Origin of the sequence: Variovorax sp. SG517 (assembly GCF_013376045.1) — a bacterium.
Lineage (GTDB): Bacteria > Pseudomonadota > Gammaproteobacteria > Burkholderiales > Burkholderiaceae_C > Variovorax.
In genome coordinates, this window is record NZ_JABMJG010000002.1 from 682,455 (window position 1) to 708,060 (window position 25,606).

Here is a 25,606-nt window from a genome sequence, read left to right on the forward strand (position 1 = left end):
CATGCGGACGCTGGTGCTGCGGCTGAATCCGGGCGACGACCTGCGTGGGTCGCTCGACTCGGCCCTGGCCGGAAGCGGCAGCGAAGCGGCTTTCGTCGTCTCGGGCATCGGCAGCCTCAGCGGCGCGAACATCCGGTTCGCGGGCGCGCCGACGCCGACTCGCATCGAGGGCGACCTGGAAATCCTCACGCTCGCGGGCAGCCTGTCTCCGGACGGCTCGCATCTGCATATCAGCGTGTCGGACGCCGAAGGCCGCGTCTTCGGCGGACATGCGACGCCAGGGTGCGCAGTGCGGACCACGGCCGAGATCCTCGTCGCCCTGCTGCCCGATTGGCAGTTCGCGAGAACGCACGATCCGCTCACCGGCTACGCCGAGCTGAGCCCTCGCCCGACGCCCTGAAGCTCAGCCTTCCAGCGACTCCACGCGCAGCGTGGTGACCGCGCCCGCCACTTCGGCGCGCGCCCGCAAGGCATGCACGGCGAGGTCGAGCGTGCCCTGCTCCACCGGGCCGGTCAGCACCAGCACCTGCGGGCCCATGCCGGGCCGCTCGGCCGCCAGCGCGACCTGGCGCACCGGCACTTTCCACTCCGCGAGGTTGGCGGCGATCGCCTGGATCTGATTGACCGCATGCACCGGCACACGCAGGTAGTGCGAGGTGTGGACGGCTGCGCGCGGCACCACGGCAAGCGCATTCGTCGCATGGGCGTGGACGCCGAGATGCGGCACGTGCTGCGCGGCATTCACGCCGTCGAGCCGCGCCACGTCCACAAGGTCGGCGATCACGGCCGAAGCGGTCTGCTCCGAGCCGGCGCCCGCGCCGTAGTACATCGTGAGTCCGGCCGCGTCGCTCTTCACCATGACGGCGTTCATCGAGCCGTTCACCTGCGCCATCAGATGCGTGGCCGGCACGAGCACCGGCTGCACGCGCAACTCGACGCCGGTCGCCTGCCGGCGCGCCACGCCGAGCAGCTTGATGCGATGGCCCAGTTGCTCGGCGCAGGCCACGTCCACGCCCTGAAGCGCGGTGATGCCCTCGACCTGCGCATCGGCAAAACGCAGCGGCATGCCGAAGGCGTTGGCGGCCAGCAGGGTCAGCTTGTGGGCGGCGTCGATGCCCTCGATATCGAAACTAGGGTCGGCCTCCGCATAGCCCAGCGCCTGCGCCTGCGCGAGCGCGGCGGCAAAGTCCAGGCCCTCGTCGCGCATCTTGCTCAGGATGAAGTTGGTGGTGCCGTTGATGATGCCGGCCACCCATTCGATGCGGTTGGCGGCAAGGCCTTCGCGCAGCGCCTTGATGATCGGGATGCTGACGGCCACCGCGCCTTCGTAGGCCACGATCACGCCCTTCTCGCGCGCGGCCGCGAAAATCTCCGCGCCGTGCACGGCCAGCAGCGCCTTGTTGGCCGTGACCACGTGCTTGCCGTGCGCGATGGCGGCCAGCACCCAGTCGCGCGCCGGACCGGTGCCGCCGGCCACTTCGACCACCACGTCGACGTCGGGATGCGTGGCGACCTGCATCGCGTCGGCCGTCAGCGCGACGCTTTCTCCCACGATGCTGGCGGCGCGCTCCAGGTCGCGCGCGGCGACCATCACCAGTTCTATCGACCGGCCGGCCCGCGCCGCGATGTCGGCACGGTTTCGCGCCAGCACGCGGAAGGTGCCCGAACCCACGGTGCCGATGCCGATCATCCCCACGCGCAAGGTACGAATGGCCGCCTGGCGGTGGTGCAAGGGCTCTAGGGATTCAACGGGATCGCGGTACATGGACAACTCCTGACGAAAAAACAAAACCCAGCTGCCAGAGCTGGGTTCATTCGTTCGGGGAGAGAGCGATACACCAGGTGGCTGCCGGAACGGCCACCTGCGCGTGCTCAGGTGGCCGCGGTGGTAATGGTGGTAATCATTCGAGCAACAACCATCGCCTGCGCGGAGGCAGGCGGCATCATGCAAGCCATCAGGGCTGCGTTGGATGCGGGGTGGAGGTTGTGGCGCGACATGAGAAGGCCCGGAGTGTACAGGAGCCGGGAGGCGGCCGGTTCAGGGCGCTGCCGACAGCCGCTTTTCGAGCCACACGCTGTAGCGCGAGAGACCGAAGCACAGCACCCAGTACACCGCGGCCACGAAGAGATAGCCCTCGAGGTAGAACGGCCGCCAGGTCGGGTCGCCGCCCAGCGCCAGCCCCAGCGCGCCCGTCAGCTCGAAGAGGCCGACCACGGTGACCAGCGAGGTGTCCTTCAGCGTGCCGACCACGTTGTTGGTGAGCGCGGGCACGACGAGGCGTAGCGCCTGCGGCAGCACGATGTCGCGCTGTACCGGCCAGCGGCCGAAACCCAGCGCCATCGCCACTTCGGTCTGCCCGCGCGGCACGGCCTGCAAGCCGCCCCGGATGATCTCCGCGAGATAGGCCGCCACGAAGAGCGCCAGCCCCGCGAGCACCCGCACCAGCACGTCGGGCTGCCATCCGGCGGGCCACAGCAGCGGCAGCAGGAACGAGGCCATGAACAGCACCGAGATCAGCGGCACGCCGCGCACCAGCTCGATGTAGCTCGCGCTCAGCGTACGCACCACGGGCCAGTCCGACCGGCGCCCCAGCGCCAGCAGCAGTGCCAGCGGAAATGCCAGCGCCAGCCCCACCACCGCTAGCCCGATGGTCAGCGGCAGGCCGCCCCAGCGCCCCGTGGGCACATGGCTCAGGCCCAGCACGCCGCCGCGCATCAGCAGCACGAAGAGCAGCAGCGCGACGATCCACAGCGGCACCAGCCACCAGCGCCAAGTGCGCGGCCAGGCGCTGAGCATCGTCACCGCCGACAGCACCACGACCGCGACGGCCGGACGCCACTGTTCCTCGTACGGGAAGCGCCCGAACAGCATCGGCCGCCACTTCTCGGCCACCACGCCCCAGCAGGCGCCATGCTGCACCGCACGGCAGGCCTCGGCGTCGGGCCGGAACACCGCGTGCACGATGCCCCATTCGACGACGTGGAACCCGATCCACATCAACAGCGCCAGCAGCAGCACCGTGGCGAGCGAACGCAGCGGGGAGCCCCACAGCTCGCGGCGCCATTCGACGGGTTGCCCTCGCCCTGCGACCCTCATCGCCAGCCCCGCAATGCAACGCGCGCGTTGTAGCGGTTCATGCCGAAGGAGATCACCAGCGACAGCGAAAGGTAGACCGCCATGATGATCGCGATGCACTCGAAGGCCCGTCCGTTCGTCCCGATGGTGGTGTTGGCCACCGACACCAGCTCCGGATAGCCCACCGCCACCGCCAGCGACGAGTTCTTGGTGAGGCTCAGGATCTGGTTGGTGAGCGAAGGCACGATCACCCGCAGCGCCTGCGGCAGCACGACGATGCGCAACTGCTGCACCGGCGAAAGCCCCAGAGCCTGCCCCGCCAGCACCTGCCCCTGCGGCACCGACAGGATGCCCGCGCGCACGATCTCCGCCACGAAAGCGGCCGAGTAGAGACTCAGGCCCGCCACGATGGTCACGTACTCGGGGCTGAGCGCCGCGCCGCCGCTCACGCCGAAATCACCGCGCTCGGGAAGCTCGAAATGCAGGCCGCCCTCGCCCATCATCGGCCACGGCACGCTGAGGCCGCCCTTGCTCAGCCACACGCCCGGCAACAAACGCACCGGCTCAGTCGGGTCGGGCAGCAGGTTCGCCATCGCGAAGGCCAGCATCAGCACCTGCACCAGCAGCGGCACGTTGCGCACCAGCTCGACGTACGCGGTGCAGATGCCGCGCAGCAGCACGTGCGGCGCCAGCCGGCCGATGCCGATCAGCGTGCCCAGCACCACCGAGAAGATGGCCGCCGGCACCGCCGCGCGCACCGTATTGATCAGCCCCGCGAGAAAGGCGCGCCAGAACGGCTGGCTGGCGTCGAAGTCGAGCCAGCCTTCGCTGATGGAGAAGCCCGCGGGCTCGGTGAGAAAGTCGAAGCCCGAACGCACACCGCGCGCGCGCAGCACCTCGAGCGCATGGTGAACCACCCAGACCGCGCCGGCCACCACGGCCAGCACCAGCAGGGCCTGGACGGCCCATGCCAGCCAGACCCCGCGCGATGACGAAGGAACAGCGCTTGTACGGATAGTCATTGCGTCGTGGAGAAGCGATCCAATGCCAGGAACACCGCGGAACCGGCTTCGCCGGGCCGCAGGTGTTGCCCCCGGCGAGGGGGTTGGCGAAGCGACACGAAGTGCGCGAAGCCTGGGGGTGGCCTTACCTCACGGGGGGAGCGTAGATCAGACCGCCCTTGCTCCACAGGTTGTTGGAGCCACGGGGCAGCTTCAGCACCGACTTCGGCCCGACGTTGCGCTCGAAGATCTCGCCGTAGTTGCCCACGGCCTTGATCGCGCGGAAGGACCAGTCCTTGTCGAGGCCCAGCAGCTTGCCGAGGTCTTCGCCGGAGCCGAGCAGGCGCTGCTGTGCCGGGTCCTTGCTGCTGGCCTTGAGCTCGTCGGCATTGGCCTGCGTGACGCCGAATTCCTCTGCCTCGATGAGCGCGTTGGGCACCCACTTGGCGATGGCGAACCACTCGTCGTCGCCGCGACGCACCAGCGGCGCCAGCGGCTCCTTGGAGATCAGCTCGGGCAGGATGATGTAGTCGTCGGGGTTGGTCGCTTCCTTGTTGCGCAGGCCGGCCAGCGCCGATGCATCAGTCGTGAAGGCCTGGCAGCGGCCCGAGAAGAAGGCCTTGAACGAGGCCTCGAAGCTCTCGAACACCACCGTCTTCACCGGAATGCCCTGTGCGCGGAAGTAGTCCGACACGTTCTTCTCGTTGGTGGTGCCCGACTGGGTGCAAATGGTGGCGTTCTTCAGCTGCTTGGCGCTCGTCACCTTGAGCTTCTTGGGCACCAGGAAGCCCTGGCCGTCGTAGTAGGTGATGGTCGTGAAGTTGAAGCCCAGCGAGGCATCGCGCGTGAGCGTCCAGGTCGTGTTGCGAGCGAGGATGTCGATCTCGCCGGCCTGCAGGGCCGAGAAGCGCTGCTGCGAATTGAGCGGCACGAAGTCGACCTTCTTGCCGTCGCCGAGCACGGCCGCCGCGATGGCGCGGCAGGTGTCGACATCGAGGCCCGACCAGTTGCCCTGCGTGTCGGGCGCCGAGAAGCCGGCCACGCCGTTGGTCACGCCGCACTTGACGGTGCCGCGCTGCTTGACCGCATCGAGCGTCTTGCCGGCGAAGGCGGGGGTTGCAAAGGCCAGGGCGGCGAGGCAGGCGCCGGCGAGCAACGCCGGCCGGAAGGGTTTGTTCATCATTGGTGTTCTCCTCATCAACAACGGTAAGCAAAAGGCAGTGTACGGGCCGACGCCGGACTCTGCCAAAGAACTCCGGGTTGGATGCATATGCACCTCGGCGGGCTGGCTGGAAGCGCCGCGGGTTCACTACCATACGGCCCTTCAACAACCACTCAATGGGAATCCACACAATGGTCAAATCCGACGACACCGGCAAGTTCATCCTGCGCGTTTCGCTTGGCGTGCTGATCCTGCTGCATGGCATCGCCAAGCTGCAAGGCGGCGTCGGCTTCATCTCGGGCATGCTGGCCCAGCATGGCCTGCCAGGAGCACTGGCCTACCTGGTCTACATCGGGGAAGTGGTGGCGCCCGTGCTGCTGATCATCGGCCTCTACACGCGTCCCGCCGCCTGGATCGTGGCCATCAACATGCTGGTGGCGATCGCGCTGGTCCACACCAAGGAACTGGGCGCGCTGGGCAAGCAAGGCGGATGGGCGCTGGAACTGCAGGGCATGTTCCTTGCCGCGGCGCTCGGCCTCGCCTTCATGGGCGGCGGCCGCTTCGCGCTGAGCAGCAAGTACAACTGAGCGGGCTCAGTCGTCGTCGGCCGCATCGAGGCCCGGAAACAGGACCTCGGTGTAGCCGAAGCGCGAGAAATCGCGCACCCTCATCGGATAGAGCTTGCCCAGGAGATGGTCGACCTCGTGCTGCACCACGCGCGCATGGAAGCCGGTGGCGACCCGGTCGATCGGATCGCCATACGGATCGAACCCGGTATAGCGGATGTTGGCGAAGCGCGGCACCACGCCGCGCAGGCCCGGCACCGACAGGCAGCCTTCCCAGCCCTCCTCTTCCTCGTCGTTCAGCGGCGTGATGACGGGGTTCAGCAGCACGGTGCGCGGCACTGGCGGCGCGTCGGGGTAGCGGGGGTTCACGACATCGGTGCCGAAGATCACCAGTTGCTGGTCGACCCCGATCTGCGGCGCAGCAAGACCGGCGCCATTGACCGCATGCATGGTCTCGAACATGTCGCGCACCAGCATGTGCAGTTCGTCGGTGTCGAAGGCGGCGACCGGCAGCGCGATGCGCAGCAGCCGTGGGTCGCCCATTTTCAGGATTTCGCGGATGGCCATGGCGGGATTATCACGATGGCTTCGCAACCTCCGAGCCTGAAGGGATCAGGGAGGGGTCTGGGTCTTCGAGTCGGGCGAAGTCCAGAGTCGTGCGTTGCCGCGCGGTGGGGTCGGGATGGAGCCCGGACCGCCGCCGGCGATGGGCGGACGCGGCGGCACCACCACGGGCGGCGCCACTGGACGGCCACCGCCACCCCAGACAGGCGGGCGCGTCGGATAGGCCGGGCGGTCGTAGTAAGGCCTGTCGTAATAGCGCGGGCGACGCTCGTAGTAGCCGCCGCCGTTGATGTAGACAGGTGCCGGCACCACCACGGGCGCCGGTTCGCTGTAGTAAGGCCCCGACGAATAGCCCCCGCCATAGCCTCCGCCGTAGTAGGGATCGGCGGGCACGCCCACGCAGCCCGACAGCAGCACGATGCCGCCGACTGCTGCACAGGCACCGAGAACTCGAATTCTTTTCATGAGGGACTCTCCTTGTGGCCTTCAATTAGCTTTCAACGCCAGGTTTTAGACCCTGTTGACTGCGCTCCGATGAAGTCGCGTAACGGCCGGTAAAGAGGACCGGCCGCCGCCGTTGCCGACTGCGCCCCGTTCAGGCCGCCGGAACGCCGTTGGCGAGGATCTCCAGCATACGCGCCTCGTCGATGATCTCCACGCCGGCTTCGCGCGCCTTCTCGAGCTTGCTCCCGGCCTCTTCGCCGGCCACCAGGTAGTGGGTCTTCTTGCTGACAGAACCGGACACCTTCGCGCCGGCCGCCTCCAATTTATCCTTCGCCTCGTCGCGGCTCAGCGTAGGAAGGGTACCGGTGATCACGAAGGTCAGGCCCGCCAGCGGCTTCGGCGCCCTGGCCGCCGGCTCGCCCTCTTCCCACGTCAGCCCGCAGGCGCGCAGCTGCTCGACCACCTCGCGGTTGTGCGGCTGGTCGAAGAAGGTGCGCAGGCTCTGCGCCACCACCGGACCGACGTCGTTCACCTCGAGCAGTTGCTCCTCGGTCGCGTCCATGATCGCATCCAGCTTGCCGAAGTGCTTGGCCAGGTCCTTCGCGGTCGACTCGCCCACGTGCCGGATACCCAGGCCGAACAGGAAGCGCGGCAGCGTGGTCCTCTTCGAGGCCTCCAGCGCATCGACGAGGTTCTTCGCCGACTTCTCCGCCATGCGATCCAGCCCCGCCAGCGTGGTGAAGCCCAGCTTGTAGAGATCGGGCAAGGTGCGGATCAGGTTCGAATCCACGAGCTGCTCGACCAGCTTGTCGCCGAGCCCGTCGACATCCACCGCGCGCCGCGCCGCGAAATGCAGGATGGCCTCCTTGCGCTGCGCCGCGCAGAACAGGCCGCCCGTGCAGCGATAGTCGACCTCGCCCTCCTCGCGCACCGCCTCCGAGCCGCAGACCGGGCACTTGTGCGGCATCGTGAAGACCGCGCCGCGCTGGTCGTCGGGCTTGGCCAGGCTTTCAGGCGCGACGCCGACCACTTCGGGAATCACGTCTCCGGCGCGGCGCACGATCACCGTGTCGCCCACGCGCACATCCTTGCGGCGGGCCTCGTCCTCGTTGTGCAGCGTGGCGTTGGTCACCGTCACGCCGCCGACGAACACCGGCGCCAGCTTCGCCACCGGTGTGAGCTTGCCGGTGCGTCCGACCTGGATCTCGATGCCGACCACCTCGGTCAGCTGCTCCTGCGCCGGGTACTTGTGGGCCACGGCCCAGCGCGGCTCGCGCGAGACGAAGCCCAGCTGCCGCTGCAGCTCGATGCTGTCGACCTTGTAGACCACACCGTCGATGTCGTACGGCAAGGCATCGCGCTGGCGGCCGATGTTCTCGTGGAACGCTATGAGTTCGATAGCACCGGTGGCACGTGCCGTCTGCGTGGCGACCGGGAAGCCCCATTCGTGGAACTGCTGCAGCCAGTCGAACTGCGTGGGCCACTCGGGCCCGCCCTCGGCTGCGGGCGTGACCTCGCCCAGCCCGTAGGCAAAGAAGCTCAGCGGCCGCGCCGCGGCAATCGCCGGATCGAGCTGGCGCACCGCACCGGCCGCCGCGTTTCGCGGATTGACGAACACCTTCTCGTTCTTCTGCCCTTCCGCGATCTTCTGGCGCTGGCGCTCGTTGAGCGCGTCGAAGTCCGCGCGCTTCATGTAGACCTCGCCGCGTACCTCGACCACCGGCGGCGCCTTGCCGTTGAGCCGCAACGGAATCTCGCGAACGGTGCGAATGTTCTGCGTGACGTCCTCGCCCACCTCGCCGTCGCCGCGCGTCGCGGCTTGCACCAGCACGCCGTTCTCGTAGCGCAGGTTCATGGCGAGGCCGTCGAACTTCAGCTCGCAGACGTAGCTGACCTGCGGCCCGTCCTCGGCCAGGCCCAGTTCCCGGCGCACGCGCGCATCGAAAGCGCTCGCGCCGCCGGGCGTGATGTCGGTCTCGGTGCGGATCGACAGCATCGGCACCTTGTGGCGCACCTTCACGAAGCCGTCGAGCACCTTGCCGCCCACGCGCTGGGTCGGCGAATCGGGCGTGCGCAGATCGGGAAACTCGGCCTCGATGGCCTGCAGGCGCTGGAAGAGCTTGTCGTACTCCGCGTCCGGCAGCTCGGGCGCGTCGAGCACGTAGTAGAGATGGGCGTGCCTGTGGAGCTGTTCGCTCAGTGCGGCGGCTTCGCGTGCCGCTTCGTCGCGCGTCGTCATGGTGTCTCCCGGGGAGGAATCGAAATCAGCTGAAGAGTCGCCGCGCCAGCGGAGAACCCGCGGCAAGGTCGCGCCCGTCGAGCGTGTCGTAGAGCTGTTCGAGGTCGGCGCCGATGACGTCCATGGTCTCGTCGCGCAGCAGCTGGCCGTCGCTGTCGGTGACCACGCCGTCCATCTCGCGCGCCAGCGTGGCGGCGGCTTCGCGCATGCGGCGGAAAGGCTCCTCGGCACGGTCGACCTGCGGCACGTCCAGACTCAGGCTGAGCTCGCGGATGGCCGACTGGGCCGGGTCGTCGGCCAGTGCGGCCTGGGTGTCGAAGGCCAGCCCGAGGATCGGCGGCAGACCGGCCTCGCTGGCCGGCAGCACCATGCGCCCGGGAATGATGCCTGCCACGAAGCCCAGCCGCGCGGCGTTCTGCTGCACGTAGCCGGGGCTCCAGGCCGCATGCAGCGCACGCAGCACGAAGCTCAGCTGCGCATCGTGCGCGCTGGCGAACTGGTCGAGCTCGCGGGCACGGGCCACTTCGTCGAGCATCTCGGGGAATTCGGGAGCACCGTTGACCGCGTCGGCGAAGGCCTGGGCCTTGACCACGAACTCGGAATATTCGATCTCGTTGAGCGCGCCCGTGCGGTTGGCCAGTTGCACGCCAACCTGGAAGGCGCTGTAGCGCTGGCCGGGAACGGGAGGCTCCCACTGGCCCGTGTGCTCGTTCAGGCCCTCGATGGCCACCGGCTTGCTGCCGGCTCGGCGGGTCGAGGGCATCGCGGCGATGGCGGCATCGCCCGAGGCCAGGCCGTCGAGCGAGATCGGCGCGATCACGTCGATCAGCGGATCGAGCCCGCCGCGGCGCTCGGCCGTGGGCACAGGTACGCCACTGGGCGCCGGGAGGTCGGGGTCGAACAGCGGCTCATGCCGGTCGGCGACCTGCACCTTGTTCGGATCGACATGAAGCACCGGCTCCACGTCGTCGGCGCCTGCGGCCAGCGCGCGCTCGGCCTCGTCGAGCGCGACATCGACCGCGTCGGGTTGCCGCGGCGCATTGCGGCGCGACATCATGGCCTCGTAGCCGACAACGGCCGCGAGAACGAGGCCGCCGAAGATTGCCAGGGCGAGTGTGAGATTGCTCATGGATCGTTGCCGCCCGGCTTATGCGGCTTCGACCATGGACACCGCCGACTCCATGTCGACCGCCACGATGCGCGAGACGCCCTGCTCCTGCATCGTCACGCCGATCAGCTGTTCGGCCATTTCCATGGCGATCTTGTTGTGGCTGATGAAGAGGAACTGGGTTTCGCGGCTCATGGCGGAGACGAGTTTGGCATAGCGCTCGGTGTTGGCGTCGTCCAGCGGCGCGTCCACTTCGTCGAGCAAACAGAAAGGCGCCGGGTTCAGCTGGAAGATGGCGAACACGAGCGCGATGGCCGTGAGCGCCTTCTCGCCGCCCGACAGCAGGTGGATGGTCTGGTTCTTCTTGCCGGGAGGCTGCGCCATCACCTGCACGCCGGAATCGAGGATCTCGTCGCCGGTCATCATGAGCTTGGCATTGCCGCCGCCGAAGAGCTCCGGGAACATGCGGCTGAAGTGCTCGTTGACGATCTTGAAGGTGCCGCCCAGCAGGTCGCGCGTCTCGGCGTCGATCTTGCGGATGGCGTCTTCCAGCGTGCCGATGGCCTCGTTCAGGTCGGCCGACTGGGCGTCGAGGAAGGTCTTGCGCTCGCTCGCGATGGCGAGTTCGTCGAGCGCGGCAAGGTTCACCGCGCCGAGCGCGACCACCTCGCGGTTGAGGCGGTCGATTTCGCTCTGCAGCCCGGTGAGCTTCACCTTCTCGGCCTCGATCGACTGCTCGACGGCTTCGAGATCGGCGCCGGCGTCGTCGAGCAGCTGCTGGTATTGCTCGACGCCCAGGCGCGCGGCCTGTTCCTTCAGCTGGAACTCGGTGATGCGCTGGCGCAGCGGGTCGAGCTCGCGCTCGAGCTGCAGGCGTCGCTCGTCGCTGGCGCGCAGCTTGAGCGTGAGGTCGTCGTACTGGCTGCGCGCCGCGCCCAGCGCGGCCTCGCGTTCGAGCTTGAGCGCCAGCGCGTCCTGCAGGCCGGCCTGGGCCGCGGCGTCGGACAGGCGGCTCAGCTCGGCGCGGGCGCGCTCGTCTTCGTCGGTGAGCGCCACTGTCTGCTGCGCGGCGGTCTCGATGGAGCGGTTGAGCTCCGCGCGGCGGGCTTCGAGGGTGCGCTGCGAGAAGGTGGCCTCCTGCGCCTGGCGTTCGAGGCTGCGATGCTGCTCGCGGCTCGCGGCCAGCGCGCGGTTGGCTTCGATCACGCGCTCGTCGAGTTCGGCATGGCGTTCCTGGCTGTCGGCCAGCTGCATGTCGAGTTCCTCGAAGCGGCCTTCGGCTGCGATGCGCCTTTCCTGCAGTTCCTCGAGCTGCGCGTCGACTTCGCCGAGGTCGGCGGCCAGCTGCTGGCTGCGGGCGCGGGTCTGCTCGGCGAGCTGCGTCATGCGCAGCGTCTCGACCTGCAGTTCGTGCGCGCGCGACTGGGTCTCGGCGGCTTCGCGCCGGGCCGTGACGAGGCGCGAAGCCGCATCCGCATAGGCGGCTTCGGCGCGGACCAGCGCAGTGCGCGCTTCCTCGGTGATGAGCGTCTGGGCGCGCAGCTGGCGCTCCAGGTTTTCCATTTCCTGCTGGCGGGCCAGCAGGCCTGCCTGCTCGGAATCGGGCGCGTAGAAGTTGACGCTGTGCGCGGAAACGGCATGGCCGCTGCGCACATAGATGACCTCGCCCGGCTGCAGAGAACCGCGCTGGGCCAGTGCTTCCTCGAAGCTGTCGGCGGTGTAGCAGCCGTGCAGCCAGTCATTCAGCAGGGCCTGTTGCCCCGCGTCGTTCAACCGGAGCAGGCTCGAAAGGCGCGGCAGCGTTGCCGAGCCCTCGGGCACGGCTGCAGTCGGCGGGCTGTAGAAGGCCAGCTTGGCTGGCGGCGCGTCATTGCCGAAGGCGCGCACCATTTCCAGCCGGCTGACCTCGAGCGCACCCAGGCGCTCGCGCAGCGCGGCTTCGAGCGCGTTCTCCCAGCCCTGTTCGATGTGGATGCGGCTCCACAGGCCTTGCAGGCCGTCGAGGCCGTGTTTGGCGAGCCAGGGGGCCAGCTTGCCGTCGGTCTTGACCTTTTCCTGCAGCGCGCGCAACGCCTCGAGGCGGGCCGAGAACTCGGCATGGCGGGCACCTTCGGTGTTGACGGCCAGTTGCTTCGCGCGGCGGTCGTCGTCGAGCTGCGGCACGGCTTCCTGCAGCTCCTGCAGGCGCGCGTCGGCTTCGCTCGCGGCCTCCTGCGCCATCGCGTGCTGCTCCTGCATTTCGAGCAGGCGCGCTTCGTCGGGCGCGGCCAGCGCGTTCTGGTCGGCGCGCAGACGTTCGCTGCGCATGGTGAGCTGGCGGCTCTGTTCCTCGATGTTGCGCTGGTCGGCGGCCAGCACCTGGATCTGCTGCTGCACCTGCGACACGGTCGTGCGCTGGGCATTCGCCTCGTCCTGCGCGCGCTGCACAGCCTCTTCGAGATCGGGCATGCGCGCGTCGTGCTCCTCGAGCTGGGCGGCCAGCATGATGGCCTGCTCTTCTGCATCGACGCCAGCGCCGGCCAGGGTCTCGATCTCGGCCTCGGCCTCTTCGCGGCGGCGGCCCCATTGGCCCATCTGCTCGCGCAGCTGGATCAGGCGCTGCTCGACGCGCTGGCGGCCCTCGACCACGAAGCGGATCTCGCCCTCGAGCCGGCCGACTTCGGCGCTGGCCTCGTAGAGCTTGCCCTGCGCCTGGTTGACCAGGTCGCCGGCGCCGTAGTGCGCCTGGCGCACGGTTTCGAGCTCGGCCTCGATGTGGCGCAGGTCGGCCGTGCGCGATTCGAGGTCGTTGATGGCGCGCTCGGAGTCGGCCTTGATCTTGGCCTGGTCTGCGTTGCTCTCGCTGCGCTTGAGAAACCACAGCTGGTGCTGCTTCTTCGTGGCGTCGCCCTGCAGCGCGTTGTAGCGCGCGGCCACCTCGGCCTGCTTCTCGAGCTTCTCGAGGTTGGCGTTGAGTTCGCGAAGGATGTCCTCTACCCGCGTGAGGTTCTCGCGCGTGTCGCCCAGGCGGTTCTCGGTTTCGCGGCGGCGCTCCTTGTACTTGGAGACGCCGGCGGCCTCTTCGAGGAAGAGGCGCAGTTCCTCGGGCTTGGATTCGATGATCCGGCTGATCGTGCCCTGGCCGATGATGGCGTAGGCACGCGGGCCGAGGCCGGTGCCCAGGAACACGTCCTGCACGTCGCGGCGGCGCACGGGCTGGTTGTTGATGTAGTAGCTGCTGGTGCCGTCGCGGGTGAGCACGCGTCGCACGGCGATCTCGCTGAACTGGTTCCACTGGCCGCCGGCGCGATGGTCGGCGTTGTCGAACACCAGTTCCACGCTCGAGCGGCTGGCCTGCTTGCGGGTGGTCGTGCCGTTGAAGATCACGTCCTGCATCGACTCGCCGCGCAGCTCCGAGGCGCGCGATTCGCCGAGCACCCAGCGCACCGCATCCATGATGTTCGACTTGCCGCAACCGTTGGGCCCGACAACGCCCACCAGTTGGCCCGGCAGCATGAAGTTGGTGGGTTCGGCGAACGACTTGAAGCCCGATAGCTTGATGGAATTAAGACGCACGACTTGTCGGCCTGCCTTGGCTGTACCGCCAAGGTATTGATTTGTAAGGAAAATTGCACGGGCCCGCAGCTTGCAGCAGGCCGCCGCCCCAGCCGTGGATGATAACGTCAGGGCATGCACGATTCCCCGGTTTCACCCCTCGCCGCACGATGGGCCTGCCTCCTGGCGGGCATGGCCGTCGCGCTGGGCACCGCAGGCTGTTCGTCGATGCGCGACACCGAGCGCGCCGAGCCCTACAACAACCAGGAATGGCTGCAGTCCGGCGCCAACCGCATCGCCAACCTGTCGCTGCGCGACAACCTGCAGTCGGTGCGCCGGGTGCAGAGCACGCTCTACAAGCGCAACCCGCGCGAATGGCGAAAGTCGGCGGCCAGCATGGACGAAGCCATCCAGCGCTCCTGGGACGCGGTGCTCAAGGGACCGCCCCTGCCCGAACTCAAGGGCGCCAGCGGCATCGACGCCATCCGCATGGCCTTCGACACCACCCCGCAGGGCTACCAGGGCGACCGCGTGGCGGCGCTGGTCTACGGCTGGGCCACCATGCTCAAGCAAGCCAACGGCGACACCTGGGACCAGACCATGCTCGACGGCGTCAACGCCGAGAACAGCTTCAGGGCCGCACGCAACTTCGAGATCTCGCTGTGGCTCATCTCCTCCAAGACCGGCCCCGACGGCCAGCCACTGCTGCTGGCCACCGAGATCAGCGACCGCGGCCGCAACCTCGTGGCCGACCGCGAGCTGTCGAAGGTGGTCGCACGGCTCGACCTGCTCGCGGCCCAGGCCGACGAGAAGTACCGCCGGGCGGCACTCGACTTCGGGCAGAACTGGGTGATGGGGGTGGTCATGCCGCTTTTCACGCTCGTACCCAAGTGAACCATCCTGGAAATATGTTTCCAAAATCCATATATCCGGTAATATGTTTCCGTGAACAAGCAGGAAATCGTCAACGCCCTGATCGCACGCCGCGAGGCCTCCGGCCTCTCGAATGCCGAAATCGCCCAGCGCTCCGGTCTTACCGATCGCTCCGTGCGCAACGCGCTGAGCCTGATGGGCAATCCGCAGCTTTCGTCTCTTCTTGCATTGGTCGACGCACTGGGGCTTGAATTGCAGCTTGCGCCCAAGGGCTTCGGCGAAACGGCGACAACCGATCCCGGGTACAGGCCAGTGACGACGCGTGTGGGTCGTGCGGTGGCACAGGCACCGGCTCCTCCCTACGCCAAGCGCCGGGGATCGCCATGAACGTCAAGATCCTCGAGATTTCCCTGGGAAGCCGCAGCTTCGGCAAACTGTTCCAGTACGCCGACCTGTGCCGCTTCGTGGCGGAGCCCGAACTGGTCGCCAACCCGCCGGCCGAGGTGCTGTCTCTCTCGATGCTCGCGAGCGATCCCGCCGCCCAGTCGGCGCTTTGGAGCGACGTCAAGAACCCGCTGTTCAACGCCCAGGGGGGCCTGCTGCCCAGCTTCTTCCAGAACCTGCTGCCCGAGGGCGTGCTGCGCAGCCACATCGCGCAGCTGCGCGGTTGCCACGAGAACGACCATTTCGAGCTGCTCGCGGCCTGCGGCGGCGATCTGCCCGGTGCAGTGAGCGCCAGGCCGGTGTCGGTGGACCGGGGCACGCTGCAGCGGCTCGTCACGCAGGACCAGGACGCGCTGGAGATGTCGGTGGTCGAACTGCCGATGCCGCAAGGCATTTCGGTCTCGGGCGTCCAACCCAAGCTGGGCCTGCGCCGCCAGGGTGGCCGCTACGTCGCCCGCACGCGGGCCGGCGCGAGCACCCGGGTCATCGCCAAGCTGCCCGTGGCAGGCAGGCCGCACATGCCTCAGCTCGAAATGCTGTCGCTGCAGATGGCTGCCGCGGCCGGCGTCGAGGTATGCCATGCAGAGCTCGCTCCGCTCTCGGCCATCGCGGCGGAGCACAGCTACGCGCTGCCCGACGAACCCGAATTCCTGGCGGTCACGCGCTTCGACCGCGACGGCGCACGCCGTATCCACTTCGAGGATTTTGCGCAGGTGCTGGCCATCGACCCAATGCGCAAATATGGCGGCAGCTATCTCGACATGGCGCTGGCGATGCGCGCCTTTCCGTCGCTGGGCGAGCAAGCCGTGCTCGAACTCGTGCGGCGCCTCGTGGTCAACGACCTGCTGGGCAACCCCGACGCACACCTCAAGAACTTCGGCGTGCTGTACGCCGACGGGATTGCGCCGAGGTTCGCGCCGGCCTACGACATCGTTGCGTACGCAGCGCTGCAGGGCGTCGAAGGACATGCGCTGCCGCTCCTGCCCGCGGCCACGGGCACCGCTTCCCGGCGAACTGCCATGTTCACCCCGGCCAGCATCCGCGCCTTCTGCTTTTCGACAGGGCTGCACGAGCCGTTGGTACGTCAGCTGATCGCCGATACGGCACGACTCGCCCGCAGCCAGTGGCCCGGGATGATCGACGCCTCGACGCTGCCCGCGCCGTGGAAGAAGCGGCTGCAACTGCGTCTGCAGGAACATTCCTTGCTGCGGACCATTGCAAGAAGCAGCAAGTCGAAAGAAAAAGCAGCCCCCTAGAATGATCCGGCCCTTCTCCCCTCCTCAACCCATTCGAGGCAGCAGCAACTCATGAGCTCCATCAATTTCATCGGCGGCGAAAAAGGCGGCGTAGGCAAGTCGGTCACCGCGCGCGTGCTGGCCCAGTACTTCATCGACCACAGCCGGCCCTTCACCGGCTTCGACACCGACCGCTCGCACAGCTCGTTCACCCGCTTCTACGAAGGCTTCGCCTCGCCGGTGGTGGTCGACAGCTTCGAAGGGCTCGATACGGTCGTCAACGGCTTCGAGACCAATCCGCAGCAGAGCGTGATCGTCGACCTCGCGGCGCAGACGCTGGCGCCGCTCGCGCGCTGGATCAAGGAATCCGACCTCTTCGAGGTGTTCGCCGAAATCGGCGTCACCGTCAACTTCTGGCATGTGCTGGACGACGGCAAGGACTCGACCGACCTGCTCGGCACGCTGATCGACACCTTCGGCAACCGCCCCAACTACATCGTGGTGCAGAACTACGGGCGTGGCAGCGACTTCGGAATGCTGCTGGGTTCGCAGTCGCTCGCGAAGGCCACGGCCAACGGCGCCCGCGTGATCGCCCTGCCCCGCCTGCACGATGCGAGCATGCGCAAGATCGACGCGCAGAACACCAGCTTCTGGAAGGCCGTGAACGACCGCGAAGGGCCGCATGCGCTGGGGCTGCTGGAGCGCCAGCGCGTGAAGTCGTGGCTGGCGACGGCCTACGCGGCCTTCGATACGCTGCCGCTGTAGGTTCCTCGCCGGGGCTTCAGATCATCCCGCCGTTGATCGAGATCACCTGCCCCGTGATGTAGCCCGCTTCCTCGCTCGCGAGGAACGAGGCCAGCGCCGCCACTTCCTGCGGCGTTCCGGCCCGCTTCACCGGCACCATCTGGTTGATGACGGCGGGGTCGAACACCGCGTCGGCCATCGGCGAGGAGATGATCCCCGGCGCGATGGCGTTCACCGTCACGCCGCGCGAGGCCACTTCGAGCGACAGCGCCTTGGTCGCGCTGTTCAGCGCCCCCTTGGCCGCGGCGTAGTTGACCTGCCCGCGGTTGCCCGCGATGGCCGCCACCGACGAGATGTTCAGGACGCGCCCCCAGCGCGTGCGCATCATCGGCAGCAGCAGCGGCTGCGTGACGCGGAAAAACCCGTTGAGCGACACGTCGATCACCTTGTGCCACTGGTCGGCGCGCATGCCCGGCAGCACGGCGTCGTCGTGCACGCCCGCGTTGTTGACGAGGATCTGCACCGGCCCACCTTCGAGGATGCGCGCGCATGCCGCAGCGGCGGCCTCGTCGCTGCACAGGTCGAAGACATGGCATTCGGCCTGGCCGCCAGCGGCCGTAATCGATGCCGCCAGTTGCTCGACCGCTTCGGGCCGCGAGTTGGCGTGCAGCAGCACCGTGGCGCCGTCGCGCGCCAGGCGCTCGGCCATGGCGGCGCCGAGCGCGCCGCTGGCACCGGTGATCAGTGCGCGTTTTCCTTCGAGACTCATGGCGTCGCCGTGCTTTCTGCTGCTGCCAGCGGGGTGTTCAGGACCACCACGGCACGGCCTTCGGCCAGCATGCGGCCGTCGTCGGCCTTCACCGTGAATTCATAGAGGATCTGCCGGTCGTCGCCCGACAGGCGCCGGGCCGCGACCTGCAAGGCGCCGGCGACGTCGTCCAGCCGCGCCACCGCGAGCTTCACGTTGCGCGCGCTCGCGAGGAAACCGGCCGAGGGCGCGCTGCCCTCTTCCGCCAGTAAACCGCCGTGCAGGGCCATCGCCTGCGCGGCGTATTCGATGGCGTTCGGCGCCAGGAGACCGCTTTCGGTGCGCAGCGGGTTGTCGGTCTGCGAATGGGTGGTGGTGCTGCAGCGGATGGTGTCGGCGTCCCAGCCCTCGAGCCGCTCCAGCAGGCACATGCTGCCGCTGTGCGGAATGCGCCGGGCGATGCCCGCGCGGTCGAGCGTCTGCGGGGCGGTCAAGCAGCCGGCTCCAGGTCGGCCACCAGCAGCACGTTGGCGAAGGGAGTGCCCTCGCTCATCGGAATGCTCTGCACGCGGAAGCCCAGGCTGTCCAGCACCGCCGTCCATTCGGCCAGCGTCCGCCCCCAGGTCGGCGAGACCTTGTGGCCGCGGATGCGCGTGACCGTGCGGTCCACCCACTGGCTGATGGCGAAGCCGCGCCGGCTGGACGCATCGCCCACGCGCAGCAGCAGCCGGGCGTGCGGATTGCCGCCACGGCGAAGCGCGTCGCGCACGCGCAGCAGCACGCCCTCCTGCGCTTCGAGGTTCACGTAATGCAGCACGTCGAGGATCACGACGAGATCGCAGTCGGGCAGCTCGGCCTTGCACATGTCGGCGCAGACCAGCCGGGGCGCGGGCTCCAGGTGGCCGATGGAGGCTTCGGCGCGCGCCACGTCCTTCGGCATCAGCTCGATGCCGGTGTAGTCGGCGCCGTGCGGCGTGGCTGCCCACGACGCCGGCCAGCGGCCCTGCTTCTGCATCGCACTCATCGAGGCCAGCAGGCTCGCGAAAAGGCCCTGTCCGCAGCCGATATCGACCACGCGCTGGTGCTGCTCGCCGAACAGCCTGCGTTCGAGCAGCCCGCGGAACACCGGGTCGCGCCCCAGCTTGCCGCGCGCGAAGTGCCAGGCGAAGCTGCCGCTCTTCTTGTAGGGGATGGTCGCGGCCTCGTGCAACTCGCGCCAGGCAGTCTCGGTCGACGACGAAGACGACATCACCGCGCTCATGGCTTCAGGCCTTCGGGCAGGGTCACGGCGCGCAATCCATCGGCGCGCAGGCGTTCGAGCAACAAGGGCAATACCTCCAGCAAAACAGGTTGTCCCGCGGCGGTGCGCGCGGCGTTGCCGTCGTGCAGCAACAGGATGTCGCGCGCCTGCAGGTTGCGGCTCAGGCGCGCCATCACCTTGGCGGCGTCGCCTTCGCGGGTGTCGAAGCCGCGCCGCGTCCAGCTCACGAGTGAGAGGCCGAGGCGGTGCAGCACGGGTTCGAGGAAAGGGTTGCGCAGGCCGGCCGGCGCGCGGAAGCAGGTCGGGCGCTGGCCGGTGACGTCGGCGAGGATGTCCTGCGCCCGCGCGATCTCGGCGGCGAAACCGCGCGGCCCGAGGAAGGAAAAATTGTGCCGGTGCCGCGCCGTGTGGTTCTGGATGCTGTGGCCGCGCGCGACGATCTCGCGCGCCAGCGCCGGCTGCGCCAGCACCCGCTCGGCGATGCAGAAGAAGGTGGCGCGCTGTCCGTGGGCGTCGAGCAGGTCGAGCACGCGCGGCGTGACTTCGGGCTCCGGGCCGTCGTCGATGGTGATGGCGACCTCGCGGCGCGCCGCGGCCGCCTCGGGCAGGCGGGTGACGTTGGGGCCCAGCAGGCTGCTGCGCGGCGTGAGGCCGGCGCCAGTGATCAGCGCGTGGTTCAGCACGATCGCGCCGACGGCCCAGGGCAAGGCGCCCGGCACCAGCACGCCCGCGCCGATGGCGGCGACGTGCCATGCGGCACTGGCGCGGATGGCCGGCGGCCAGGGCCAGGATTCGGTGGATGCAGGCACGGAAGACATGGGGCCGGATTTTCCCCTCATGCGCCGCGCGAAGCCTTCGAAGGCCCCACTCGCCGTGCAAAAGCCGCCGACAGCAGCAGCGCCAGCAGCGCACCCGGCGCGACCACCCGGCCGATGGACGACAGCGCCGGAATGTCCGAGATGGCGATCAGCCCGAAGGACACCACCGTCGTCAGGTTGGCCAGCATCAGCGAGGCCAGCGTGTCCTCATCGGCCCGGCCAGTGGTGCGCAGCTGGTCGAAGAAAAGCGCGTAGTTCGAGCCCACCGCCACGATCAGCAGCAAGCCCACCAGATGCAGGATGCCGAGCGCCGCCTGCAGCACCGCCATGCCTCCCAGCGTGAGCACCACCGCGAACAGCAGCGGCTGGCATACGGCCAGCAGCCGGCGCCATGAACGCAGGTAGATGCCGAGCAGCACCACGACAGCCAGCGCACCGAGCAGCACCTGCACGAAGGCTTCGTGCAGATAGCGCTGGTAGAGGCTCGCGAGCTCTCGCCCGACGTCGACCACCTGCACCTCGGGCAGCCCCGCCAGCGCCGCTTCGAGACGGCCCTGGTCGAACTTCGCGCCGGGGTGCAGCACCACCAGCGTGCCCCAGCCGCCGCCGGGACGCTCGTACATCAGCGTGTTCAGGATCGGGCCAAGCGGCCCGTCGGCCAGTTCGGCACGCTGCACCGGCGGCAGCTTGCGCGCGGCCTCCACGTCGGCCAGGAAGGGGCCGAGCCGCGAGGCCGGCAGCGGCAGGCCCTTGGTTGCTTCGGCCAGATTGGCTCGCAGGGTTTCGGCATCGGGCAGGCCGGCGATGCGCGCCTTCTGCACCTCCAGGCTCGGCAGCACGCGGGTGACGGTCTCGTAGCCGACCAGCTCGCCGCTGTCGACCAGCGCGTCCAGCCGCGCGGCGGCAGCCTCGGTATGGCGCAGTGCGGCCTGCTCGTCGTCGCCGTAGGCGACCACCAGCACGCCGCCATCGCTCGCGCCGATGTCGTTGCGCAGCATCTCGTCGAGCTGCTGGGACGCCTTTGGCACCGGGCTCATCGCACCGAGGTCGGCACGCCACAGATGGCCGCCCTGCCACAGCACCAGCGCCAGTGCGGCCACGCCCAGCGCCGCCAGCGGCCAGCGCAGGCTCGGCAGGCCGCGCACCAGCGCGCCCGCGAGTTGCGCCATGTACCGGCGCATGCCCATGCCGGTGGCGCCATCGGGAGCCAGCACCGGCAGCACGTAGCGCGTGGCCAGCGCGGCCGAGACCAGGCCCGCGATCGAGAACACGCCCAATTGCGCCAACCCCGGGAAGCCAGAGAACACCAGCGCCGCGAAGCCGCACACCGAGGTCAGCAGACCGAGCCGCACCGTGGGCCAGTTCAGGTCGCGCCAGCGCTGCCAGCCGGTGCCGGCCACCGCGCCCGCCCCTGCCTGCCTCGCCTGGATCAGGTAATAGATGGCGTAGTCCACCGTCTCCCCGATCAACGTGCTGCCGAAGCCCAGCGTGAGCCCGTGCACCGAGCCGAACACCAGGCTCACGCTCGCCGTGCCGATCACCACGCCTGTGGCCACCGGCAGGAACGCGATGACCAGCGCGCGCGGCGAGGCGAAAGCCAGGAGCAGCAGCCCGCCCATGACGATGCCGCCCACCACCGCGAGGTGGATCGCCTCGGTCTTGATCTTGTCGCGGCTCATCACCGAGAACACCGGCGGGCCGCTCAGCAGCAGCTTGGGGGCCTCGGCACCCATGTCGCGCACTGCGGCCTCGTAGGCGGCGTGCACACGCGCGATGGCCACGGCCTGCGCGTCGAGGTCGCTGCCGGCGGCGCGCGTGGTGGCGATCATCAGCGCGCGCGGCGCGGTGCGCGACATCCACACGCCATCCTCGCTGCGCGGCGAGCTCGCGGGCACCAGTTCCATGGCGATGCGCTGGGTTTCGCCGGTCGGGTCGCGGTCGAGGAAGGGCTTGATCACGTTGCCGGCCGGGGTGCCCAGCATCGACAGCGTTTCGTTGATGGCGTCGCGCAGGCCCTCAACGGTGAAATGCCCGGGATTCACGCCGGGCGAGAGCTGGTAGCGGTGCTGGAACACCCAGGTGCCGCTGTCGCTCCAGTCGCTGACGTCGCCGTTCTGGACCAGCTCGAAGAGCTTGCTCTCGCGCATCTGCTTCGCCACCGCGCGCGACACGGTGGCCCGCTGCTCCACGCTGCCGCCTTCGATGCCCAGCATCAGAGTGCGCGAGGCGACGCCGCTTTGCAGCTGCTCGATCAGCACCCGCTGGCGCACGTCAGGGCTCTTGGGCAGGAAGGCTGAAAGATCGGCGCCGATCTGCGTGCGCGCGATCACCACCACGCCGCACAGCAGCACCAGCAGCCATGCCAGCAGCACGACTGCCCTGCGCCGCCAGTCGGGCGGGCCGCCCGGCTGCTGCAGTTGCCCCGTCTGCATCACGGCGTGGTGCGTCCGGGAGCGCCGGCCGGCGCGGGAGCGGAAGCGGCCGCCCCCGGGGTGATGTTCATGACCGAGCGGTCGCCGCCGACGAATTCCATCTCCAGCCCCAGCACGTCGCTCGCGCGGCCGCTGATGCGCATGCTGCGCACCTGCGCGGCCAGGCGGCTGTCCAGCGGCGTGAGGTCGAGCGTCCACTTGGCGGCGGAGCCCGAGACGGTGCTGCGGAAGTAGCGCTGCAGCGTGGCGCCGTCGCCCGTCAGCGTGCCGCGCATGGCTTCGACCAGCCCCAGCAGCTCAGGCATGCTGTCGAGCGCCAGCGTGCGGTTGCGCCCGCCGCGCGAGAGCGTCAGCGTGTTGCCCTCGACCGCCATGGTCTCGATGCGCGGCGACAGCGTGCGGCGCACCAGCTTGTCCGGCGCGTCGAAGCTCAGCGTGCCGCTGGCGTCGAGCGGGCCTTCGAGGCCGTGCACGAAGCGCTGTTCGGTGAAGCGGGCCTCCCCGCTCTTCTGCTTGGCCAGCAGCGTCATCAGCTCGGGCAGGTCGAACGCCGCCCAGGCCGGCACGGCGCAGAAGGCCAGTGCGAGCACGAATGCCCTGCAAAGCCGGTCAAGCCGCATCTTCGAGCCAGAAATCATGGAAATTGAACCAGTTGTAGGGGTACGCGCGGCACATCGCCTCCAGGCGCGCCACGTAGGCTTCGACGGCCTCGCGGATGCGCTGCTCACGCTCCGCGGGGCTCGCGGCCCGCTCGCCGAAGTCGGCCAGCGGGTCGAACCGGACATCGTAGCGCGCGCCTCCGCCATAGAGCCCCGCCATGAAGAACACCTTGCGGCGCAGCAGCGCGGCCAGGCGGAAGGGGCCGTCGTTGAAGACGGCGGGCTGCCCGAGGAACGGCAGCACGATGTTGTTGCCGCGCTGGTGCGCCGGCTGGTCTTCGCTGCCTGGCAGCGTGCGGTCGGCCAGCATGCCGCCCATGCCGCCGCCGTCGAGCCAGTCGCGCAGCTCGAGCATCGAGTGCGGCCGGCCCAGCGCGATGACGTGGGGTCGCAGCTCGGGCACCGCGATGGCGTTGAGAATGCCGGTGATGCGCCGCGCGTTGTCGGGGTACATCAGCATCGCCAGGCGCATGTGGCGCTGGTGCGTCTGCTGCTTGCAGGCGCCCAGCGCCTCGAAGCTGCCGACGTGGGCGCCGAGCAGGAATGCTCCCCGCCCGCTCGCCAGTTCGACGTCGAGCGGCTCGTTGCCCTCGATCTTCACCTTGAAGAGATCCATGCGCCCGCGCAGGAAATACACGCGGTCGAGCACGGTGGACGCGAAGGCATGCAGCAGCCGGAAACCGTCGACCCAGCCCGCCCGCGGCCCGATGGCGCGGAACAGGTAGCGCTTGATGTGCCGGCGCTGCGCCGGCGCGAAAAGCAGGAAGTACAGCGCGATCGGCGGCAGCAGCAGTCGGGTGACGTGGCGGCCGAACACCAGCGCCATCATCACGATGAAGCGCAGCGCGAGCATGTTGCTGCGCTCGGGCGCATGCGCCCAGGCGCCGCTCTCGCCCTTGTGCGCGGCCTTGGGCGCGGCCTGTGCGGTGCGGTCCGCCTCGTCCACGGCGCGCGTCTCCACTTCGGTGTGCTTCATCACGCCGACTCTTGCATGCCCGTCCAGCGGCCGGTGACAGCCACCGCGCCGTCGCAGCGAACGTCGAATCGCACGCCCCGGGCGGCTCCGGCTTCAGGATTCAGCTCGATGGAAAGCACCGCGCCAGGCCGCACGGGCGCCAGGAACTTGGCGGCGGCGAGCGTCGGATGCTCGCCCAGCCGCGCTGCCAGCGCCGGCACGCGGCGAATGGCTTCCATCACCTCGGCCAGCACCAGCGCGCCCGGCAGCAGCGGCTGACCCGGGAAGTGGCCTGCGAACGCCGGGTGATCGACCGGCACCTCGTGCGCCATCTGCACCGGCGTGTCGTCTTCCGCCAGCTGCGCCAGCGCGAATTCGCGCAGCGCCCGCACGGTGAGCTTGCCCGTGCCTTCACGCGGAAAGGCCTTCACCTGCACCACGCGCCGCGGCACGAAAACGGGCTCCAGCCGCTGCCGCAGGGCCGCGATGATCTCGCCGGCCGAGAGCGTCGGCGCGACCACGAAGGCCACCGGCCGCACCACGCCGTCGGCCACCTCGTCGGGCAGCCAGAAGGCGCCGTCGTCCACGCCCGGAATGCTGTTGAGGTGGAAGTTCAGGTGCGCCAGCGAGCTGCGCCGGCCGGCCACATGAATGAGGTCGTTGGCGCGGCCGAAAAGGCGGAAGCGCCGCTCGTCGAGCAGTTCGAGCACGTCGGCCATCGGCGTGGGCTCTGGAATGAAGTCGCCGCTGAAGACGAAGCGCTCGGGGCCGCCATCGGCCGAGGGTTCGGCATGCACGCGGATCTCGCCGAAGGTCTCCCAGATCTCGTTATCGGTGGTGCGGCGCGTGGCCACCTGGCCCGACTCGGTGCTGCCGTAGATCTCGAGCAGCACGCCGCCCATCGCCTGCTCGGCCTGCAGCGCGAGCTGCGGCGACAGCGGCGCGGTGGCCGACAGGATCAGGTCGACCTGCGGCAGCTCGATGCCCGAGAGCAGCAGCGTCTTGAGGTGGAAAGGCGTGGTCACCAGCGCGCGCGGGCGCGGCACGGAAGCCAGCGTCTTCGCGACGTCGGCCGGGAAGAACGGCCGGCCGCTCTCGAAGATCGCGCCGCCCAGCATGGCCAGCAACACGGAAGACTCCAGCCCGTAGCTGTGCTGCACCGGCACGGTGGCCACCAGCGTCAGGCCCTCCAGGCTCGGGCGCTCCAGCACCCGGCACAGGCGCTTGACGGCCACGGCCACGTCGCCCACCAGCGTGCGCCAGGTCTTGGCGTGCGGCTGGGGGACGCCGGTGGAGCCCGAGGTCAGCAGGCTGGCGGCGTGCATGCCCGCGTCGATGCGCGGCACGGCCACGGGGGCATCCCCCGCGGGACCGGCCAGTCCCTCGAGCAGCAGCCGCTCCATGCCCGGCGTCTGGATGTGCGAGGCATCGGTGTGCGCGAAAAGCGGCGAGCCGCGGGATTCGAGCAGCCGCGAGATCGTGTCGGGCCGCGCATCGGGCGGCAGCATGCTCGCGCGGCCGCGCACCAGTGCCGCGCCCAAACTCACCGCGAAGGCATAGCGGTCGCCGCAGAGATTGACGGCATCGCCCTCGGCCGGCAGCGCGGGCGCGAAGCGGGCCACATCGGCCAGGAACTGGCGCGCACTCACCGGCTCGCCGGCGCGCCATGCGAGGGGGGCGTCGAGGTCGCGGTTCGCGAGCAGCGGGAGGAAGCGGATGTCGTCTGTCGTCACGCGGGCGGCG

The 25,606-nt window shown here is 69.1% G+C and carries 23 protein-coding genes; 6 read left to right on the plus strand and 17 right to left on the minus strand.

Going from position 1 to position 25,606, the window contains the following annotated elements; all coding sequences use genetic code 11:
- The first annotated feature begins 1 nt into the window (after position 1).
- Entirely contained in the window at positions 2–400 is a 399-nt protein-coding gene (locus tag FHT32_RS08645) for a PPC domain-containing DNA-binding protein (protein ID WP_176664213.1), read from the plus strand.
- 3 nt (positions 401–403) lie between these two features.
- On the opposite strand, the gene FHT32_RS08650 is transcribed toward FHT32_RS08645, so the two are convergent.
- The 4 genes from FHT32_RS08650 to FHT32_RS08665 all read right to left on the minus strand — a co-directional run bounded on the left by FHT32_RS08650 (position 404) and on the right by FHT32_RS08665 (position 5,257).
- A complete protein-coding gene (locus tag FHT32_RS08650) occupies positions 404–1,765 on the minus strand; it encodes a homoserine dehydrogenase (protein ID WP_176664214.1) in 1,362 nt (453 codons plus the stop codon).
- A 273-nt stretch (positions 1,766–2,038) separates the two neighbouring features.
- Positions 2,039–3,097, minus strand: a complete 1,059-nt coding sequence (locus FHT32_RS08655) for an amino acid ABC transporter permease (RefSeq protein WP_176664215.1) — start codon at positions 3,095–3,097, stop codon at positions 2,039–2,041.
- A complete protein-coding gene (locus tag FHT32_RS08660) occupies positions 3,094–4,098 on the minus strand; it encodes an amino acid ABC transporter permease (protein ID WP_176664216.1) in 1,005 nt (334 codons plus the stop codon). Before FHT32_RS08660 ends, FHT32_RS08655 begins: the two co-directional genes overlap by 4 nt.
- A 124-nt stretch (positions 4,099–4,222) precedes the next feature.
- Positions 4,223–5,257, minus strand: a complete 1,035-nt coding sequence (locus tag FHT32_RS08665) for an amino acid ABC transporter substrate-binding protein (protein WP_176664377.1) — start codon at positions 5,255–5,257, stop codon at positions 4,223–4,225.
- Between the two features lie 173 nt (positions 5,258–5,430).
- On the opposite strand from FHT32_RS08665, the gene FHT32_RS08670 reads away from it, so the two are divergent.
- Positions 5,431–5,826: a DoxX family protein gene (locus tag FHT32_RS08670; protein WP_176664217.1), complete on the plus strand. Its 396-nt coding sequence runs from the start codon at positions 5,431–5,433 to the stop codon at positions 5,824–5,826.
- A gap of 6 nt (positions 5,827–5,832) precedes the next feature.
- Here FHT32_RS08670 and def read toward each other — a convergent pair whose 3' ends face one another.
- The 5 genes from def to smc all read right to left on the minus strand — a co-directional run bounded on the left by def (position 5,833) and on the right by smc (position 13,715).
- Positions 5,833–6,372: a peptide deformylase gene (gene def / locus FHT32_RS08675; RefSeq protein ID WP_176664218.1), complete on the minus strand. Its 540-nt coding sequence runs from the start codon at positions 6,370–6,372 to the stop codon at positions 5,833–5,835.
- Positions 6,373–6,417: 45 nt separating this feature from the next.
- Entirely contained in the window at positions 6,418–6,834 is a 417-nt protein-coding gene (locus tag FHT32_RS08680) for a hypothetical protein (RefSeq protein ID WP_176664219.1), read from the minus strand.
- A 130-nt stretch (positions 6,835–6,964) separates the two neighbouring features.
- The gene (ligA, locus tag FHT32_RS08685; RefSeq protein WP_176664220.1) at positions 6,965–9,052 is read right to left on the minus strand and encodes an NAD-dependent DNA ligase LigA; all 2,088 of its coding nucleotides are present in this window, start codon (positions 9,050–9,052) and stop codon (positions 6,965–6,967) included.
- Between the two features lie 25 nt (positions 9,053–9,077).
- On the minus strand, positions 9,078–10,181 hold the full coding sequence (locus FHT32_RS08690; protein ID WP_176664221.1) for a cell division protein ZipA C-terminal FtsZ-binding domain-containing protein: 1,104 nt from the start codon (positions 10,179–10,181) through the stop codon (positions 9,078–9,080).
- An 18-nt stretch (positions 10,182–10,199) separates the two neighbouring features.
- On the minus strand, positions 10,200–13,715 hold the full coding sequence (gene smc, locus FHT32_RS08695; RefSeq protein WP_176664222.1) for a chromosome segregation protein SMC: 3,516 nt from the start codon (positions 13,713–13,715) through the stop codon (positions 10,200–10,202).
- 114 nt (positions 13,716–13,829) lie between these two features.
- Between smc and FHT32_RS08700 the strand changes: the two genes are divergently transcribed.
- From FHT32_RS08700 to FHT32_RS08715, 4 genes are read left to right on the plus strand one after another with little or no spacing between them, the layout of a single operon-like run.
- Entirely contained in the window at positions 13,830–14,588 is a 759-nt protein-coding gene (locus FHT32_RS08700; protein ID WP_176664223.1) for a hypothetical protein, read from the plus strand.
- Positions 14,589–14,639: 51 nt separating this feature from the next.
- On the plus strand, positions 14,640–14,954 hold the full coding sequence (locus tag FHT32_RS08705; RefSeq protein ID WP_176664224.1) for a helix-turn-helix domain-containing protein: 315 nt from the start codon (positions 14,640–14,642) through the stop codon (positions 14,952–14,954).
- Positions 14,951–16,267: a type II toxin-antitoxin system HipA family toxin gene (locus FHT32_RS08710; RefSeq protein WP_176664225.1), complete on the plus strand. Its 1,317-nt coding sequence runs from the start codon at positions 14,951–14,953 to the stop codon at positions 16,265–16,267. Before FHT32_RS08705 ends, FHT32_RS08710 begins: the two co-directional genes overlap by 4 nt.
- A gap of 51 nt (positions 16,268–16,318) precedes the next feature.
- A complete protein-coding gene (locus FHT32_RS08715; RefSeq protein ID WP_176664226.1) occupies positions 16,319–17,011 on the plus strand; it encodes a mobilization protein in 693 nt (230 codons plus the stop codon).
- A gap of 16 nt (positions 17,012–17,027) precedes the next feature.
- Here the strand turns inward: FHT32_RS08715 and fabG are convergent, their stop codons facing one another.
- Genes fabG through FHT32_RS08755 form a run of 8 tightly spaced genes read right to left on the minus strand, consistent with a single transcriptional unit; the run spans position 17,028 to position 25,596 of the window.
- Positions 17,028–17,759 carry a 3-oxoacyl-ACP reductase FabG gene (fabG, locus tag FHT32_RS08720; protein WP_176664227.1) on the minus strand — a complete coding sequence of 244 codons (732 nt, stop codon included), beginning with the start codon at positions 17,757–17,759 and terminating at the stop codon, positions 17,028–17,030.
- Complete coding sequence (locus FHT32_RS08725; protein WP_176664228.1) at positions 17,756–18,232, minus strand: hydroxymyristoyl-ACP dehydratase; 477 nt, start codon at positions 18,230–18,232, stop codon at positions 17,756–17,758. Before FHT32_RS08725 ends, fabG begins: the two co-directional genes overlap by 4 nt.
- A complete protein-coding gene (locus tag FHT32_RS08730; RefSeq protein ID WP_176664229.1) occupies positions 18,229–18,999 on the minus strand; it encodes a class I SAM-dependent methyltransferase in 771 nt (256 codons plus the stop codon). Before FHT32_RS08730 ends, FHT32_RS08725 begins: the two co-directional genes overlap by 4 nt.
- Positions 18,996–19,817, minus strand: a complete 822-nt coding sequence (locus FHT32_RS08735) for a polysaccharide deacetylase family protein (protein ID WP_176664230.1) — start codon at positions 19,815–19,817, stop codon at positions 18,996–18,998. The genes FHT32_RS08730 and FHT32_RS08735 overlap by 4 nt, the downstream gene beginning before the upstream one ends.
- Positions 19,818–19,834: 17 nt before the next feature.
- Positions 19,835–22,249, minus strand: coding sequence for an MMPL family transporter (locus tag FHT32_RS08740; protein WP_176664231.1), 2,415 nt, complete (start codon positions 22,247–22,249; stop codon positions 19,835–19,837).
- Positions 22,249–22,869 carry a LolA-related protein gene (locus tag FHT32_RS08745; RefSeq protein ID WP_176664378.1) on the minus strand — a complete coding sequence of 207 codons (621 nt, stop codon included), beginning with the start codon at positions 22,867–22,869 and terminating at the stop codon, positions 22,249–22,251. The genes FHT32_RS08740 and FHT32_RS08745 overlap by 1 nt, the downstream gene beginning before the upstream one ends.
- Entirely contained in the window at positions 22,859–23,884 is a 1,026-nt protein-coding gene (locus FHT32_RS08750; protein WP_176664232.1) for an acyl-CoA synthetase, read from the minus strand. The genes FHT32_RS08745 and FHT32_RS08750 overlap by 11 nt, the downstream gene beginning before the upstream one ends.
- On the minus strand, positions 23,884–25,596 hold the full coding sequence (locus FHT32_RS08755) for an AMP-binding protein (RefSeq protein ID WP_176664233.1): 1,713 nt from the start codon (positions 25,594–25,596) through the stop codon (positions 23,884–23,886). The genes FHT32_RS08750 and FHT32_RS08755 overlap by 1 nt, the downstream gene beginning before the upstream one ends.
- Positions 25,597–25,606 lie beyond the last annotated feature (10 nt).

Coding starts and splice junctions, on each gene's coding strand:
- FHT32_RS08645 (WP_176664213.1), top strand. CDS start 2: ATGCGGACGCTGGTGCTGCGGCTGAATCCGGGCGACGACCTGCGTGGG.
- FHT32_RS08650 (WP_176664214.1), bottom strand. CDS start 1,765: ATGTACCGCGATCCCGTTGAATCCCTAGAGCCCTTGCACCACCGCCAG.
- FHT32_RS08655 (WP_176664215.1), bottom strand. CDS start 3,097: ATGAGGGTCGCAGGGCGAGGGCAACCCGTCGAATGGCGCCGCGAGCTG.
- FHT32_RS08660 (WP_176664216.1), bottom strand. CDS start 4,098: ATGACTATCCGTACAAGCGCTGTTCCTTCGTCATCGCGCGGGGTCTGG.
- FHT32_RS08665 (WP_176664377.1), bottom strand. CDS start 5,257: ATGAACAAACCCTTCCGGCCGGCGTTGCTCGCCGGCGCCTGCCTCGCC.
- FHT32_RS08670 (WP_176664217.1), top strand. CDS start 5,431: ATGGTCAAATCCGACGACACCGGCAAGTTCATCCTGCGCGTTTCGCTT.
- def (WP_176664218.1), bottom strand. CDS start 6,372: ATGGCCATCCGCGAAATCCTGAAAATGGGCGACCCACGGCTGCTGCGC.
- FHT32_RS08680 (WP_176664219.1), bottom strand. CDS start 6,834: ATGAAAAGAATTCGAGTTCTCGGTGCCTGTGCAGCAGTCGGCGGCATC.
- ligA (WP_176664220.1), bottom strand. CDS start 9,052: ATGACGACGCGCGACGAAGCGGCACGCGAAGCCGCCGCACTGAGCGAA.
- FHT32_RS08690 (WP_176664221.1), bottom strand. CDS start 10,181: ATGAGCAATCTCACACTCGCCCTGGCAATCTTCGGCGGCCTCGTTCTC.
- FHT32_RS08700 (WP_176664223.1), top strand. CDS start 13,830: ATGCACGATTCCCCGGTTTCACCCCTCGCCGCACGATGGGCCTGCCTC.
- FHT32_RS08710 (WP_176664225.1), top strand. CDS start 14,951: ATGAACGTCAAGATCCTCGAGATTTCCCTGGGAAGCCGCAGCTTCGGC.
- FHT32_RS08715 (WP_176664226.1), top strand. CDS start 16,319: ATGAGCTCCATCAATTTCATCGGCGGCGAAAAAGGCGGCGTAGGCAAG.
- fabG (WP_176664227.1), bottom strand. CDS start 17,759: ATGAGTCTCGAAGGAAAACGCGCACTGATCACCGGTGCCAGCGGCGCG.
- FHT32_RS08730 (WP_176664229.1), bottom strand. CDS start 18,999: ATGAGCGCGGTGATGTCGTCTTCGTCGTCGACCGAGACTGCCTGGCGC.
- FHT32_RS08735 (WP_176664230.1), bottom strand. CDS start 19,817: ATGTCTTCCGTGCCTGCATCCACCGAATCCTGGCCCTGGCCGCCGGCC.
- FHT32_RS08740 (WP_176664231.1), bottom strand. CDS start 22,249: ATGCAGACGGGGCAACTGCAGCAGCCGGGCGGCCCGCCCGACTGGCGG.
- FHT32_RS08745 (WP_176664378.1), bottom strand. CDS start 22,869: ATGCGGCTTGACCGGCTTTGCAGGGCATTCGTGCTCGCACTGGCCTTC.
- FHT32_RS08750 (WP_176664232.1), bottom strand. CDS start 23,884: ATGAAGCACACCGAAGTGGAGACGCGCGCCGTGGACGAGGCGGACCGC.